A 2,288-nucleotide genomic window follows, 5' to 3' on the forward strand; every position below is an offset into this window, starting at 1 on the left:
CATTGACGTTGAAGGGACCGCGCACGCGGTTGATGGCGTCGACGATATGCATCGGCGCATACATCCAGCCGATCCGCGCGCCACCGAGACCGATCTTGGAGAAGGTACGGGTCATCACCACGTTCTCGGTGCTGCCGACCAGCTCGATGCCGGCCTCGTAGTCGTTGCGGCGGACATATTCGGCATAGGCCGCGTCGAGCACCAGAAGCACGTGCCTGGGCAGGCCGGCATGCAGCCGGCGCACCTCCTGGAACGGCACATAGGTGCCGGTCGGGTTGTTGGGATTGGCGAGGAACACGATCTTGGTGCGCGGCGTGACCGCGGCCAGGATGGCGTCGATGTCGGCGCGCTCATCTCTTTCCTTGATCGTCACCGGAACGGCACCCGCCGACTGGATGTAGATCTTGTAGACCATGAAGGCGTGTTCGGTGATGACGGCCTCGTCGCCGGGCGCCAGATAGGTCTGCGCCAGCAGGCCGAGAATCTCGTCGGAACCGTTGGAACAGATGATGTTCTGAGGGTTGAGGCCATGCACCTCGGCGATCGCTTCGCGCAGCCGCCTGGCGGTGCCGTCGGGATAGATGTCGAGCTTGCCGGCAATCTCGCGCGCGGCTTCGATCGCTTTCGGCGAGGGCCCTAGCGGATTCTCGTTTGATGACAGCTTGTGGACCTTGGCGACGCCGGCGGGCGCCGTGCTCTTGCCCGGCACATAGGCGTCGATGTCCATGATGCCCGCACGCGGGGTTGGACGTGCCTGGTCCGGTGTCTGGCTCATGTCGCAAAATCCGTCGAGAACGCTTCCTGAGGGAAGCCGCAGCGGAAATACAAGCCGTGGCCTGCAATGTCGAGAGGCGACAGCCATCGCCCAGGGCTGGCCGTTGACGACGGCGCGCCACAGCCCTAGAAGGGGTGCGAACTTCCGTGGTGATTTGGCCGGTCGGCTTGCAGCCACGTTAAACAACTTGCTAAAGGGCCGTTTGCATCCTGTAACCGGCTTTGCGACCGCAATGCCGGTTTTTTGTTGTCCGCGCCGGCCGGACACCCGTATCGGCATCGACTTTCGACAAGCGCGATGCGTGGGCTCAAAGTGTGAGATGGATGTCATGGCCGTTCTGCGTGCCCGCAAAACCAACAACGAGGTCGACCAGCCGTCGAGCCCGGTTTTGCGTTTTGGATCCGACAAGCCGCTCAAGCTGGACGCCGGCACGCTGCTTTCACCGTTCCAGATCGCCTACCAGACCTACGGCACGCTGAACGATGCCCGCTCCAACGCCATCCTCGTCTGCCATGCACTGACCGGAGACCAGCACGTCGCCAGCACCAATCCGGTGACCGGCAAGCCTGGCTGGTGGGAAGTGCTGATCGGCCCCGGCAAGATCATCGACACCAATCGCTTCTTCGTCATCTGCTCCAACGTCATCGGCGGTTGCCTTGGGTCCACCGGTCCGGCCTCGACCAACCCCGCCACCGGCAAGCCCTATGGGCTTGACCTGCCCATTATCACCATTCGCGACATGGTGCGGGCGCAGCAGATGCTGATCGACCATTTCGGCATCGAAAAATTGTTCTGCGTGCTCGGTGGCTCGATGGGCGGCATGCAGGTGCTGGAATGGGCGTCGAGCTATCCGGAGCGCGTCTTCTCGGCGCTGCCGATCGCCACCGGCGCGCGCCATTCCTCGCAGAACATCGCCTTTCATGAGGTTGGCCGCCAGGCTGTCATGGCCGATCCGGACTGGCATGGCGGCAAATATTTCGAGCACGGCAAACGCCCGGAAAAGGGCCTGGCGGTAGCGCGCATGGCCGCCCACATCACCTACCTGTCGGAAGCCGCCCTGCACCGCAAGTTCGGCCGCAATCTGCAGGATCGCGAAGCGCTGACCTTCGGCTTTGACGCCGACTTCCAGATCGAAAGCTATCTGCGCCACCAGGGCATGACCTTCGTCGATCGCTTCGACGCCAATTCCTATCTCTACATGACGCGGTCGATGGACTATTTCGACCTTGCCGCCGACCATGGCGGCCGGTTGGCCGATGCTTTCGCCGGCACGAAAACCCGCTTCTGCCTGGTGTCGTTCACCTCGGACTGGCTGTTTCCGACCGAGGAGAGCCGCTCGATCGTGCATGCGCTCAACGCCGCCGGAGCATCGGTATCCTTCGTCGAGATCGAGACCGACCGCGGCCACGACGCATTCCTGCTCGACGAGCCGGAACTGTTTGCCGCCATCAACGGCTTCATCGGCTCGGCCGCCAGGGCGAGAGGGCTGGGCCTATGAGCGTCAACCGCGACC

The 2,288-nt window shown here is 63.1% G+C and carries 2 protein-coding genes and 1 riboswitch; of the genes, one reads left to right on the forward strand and one right to left on the reverse strand.

What is annotated here, in order from left to right; translation table 11 throughout:
- Nucleotides 1-775 (reverse strand): histidinol-phosphate transaminase (locus EN749_RS34350; RefSeq protein ID WP_128364843.1); only part of this gene is annotated, 775 nt, incomplete at its 3' end.
- A 136-nt stretch (nt 776-911) separates the two neighbouring features.
- Nucleotides 912-989: riboswitch (SAM riboswitch) on the forward strand.
- Between the two features lie 114 nt (nt 990-1,103).
- Here EN749_RS34350 and EN749_RS34355 point away from each other — a divergent pair.
- Nucleotides 1,104-2,273, forward strand: a complete 1,170-nt coding sequence (locus tag EN749_RS34355) for a homoserine O-acetyltransferase (RefSeq protein WP_127271091.1) — start codon at nt 1,104-1,106, stop codon at nt 2,271-2,273.
- Nucleotides 2,274-2,288 lie beyond the last annotated feature (15 nt).

It is taken from the genome of Mesorhizobium sp. M7A.F.Ca.ET.027.02.1.1, assembly GCF_004022985.1.
Classification (GTDB): domain Bacteria; phylum Pseudomonadota; class Alphaproteobacteria; order Rhizobiales; family Rhizobiaceae; genus Mesorhizobium.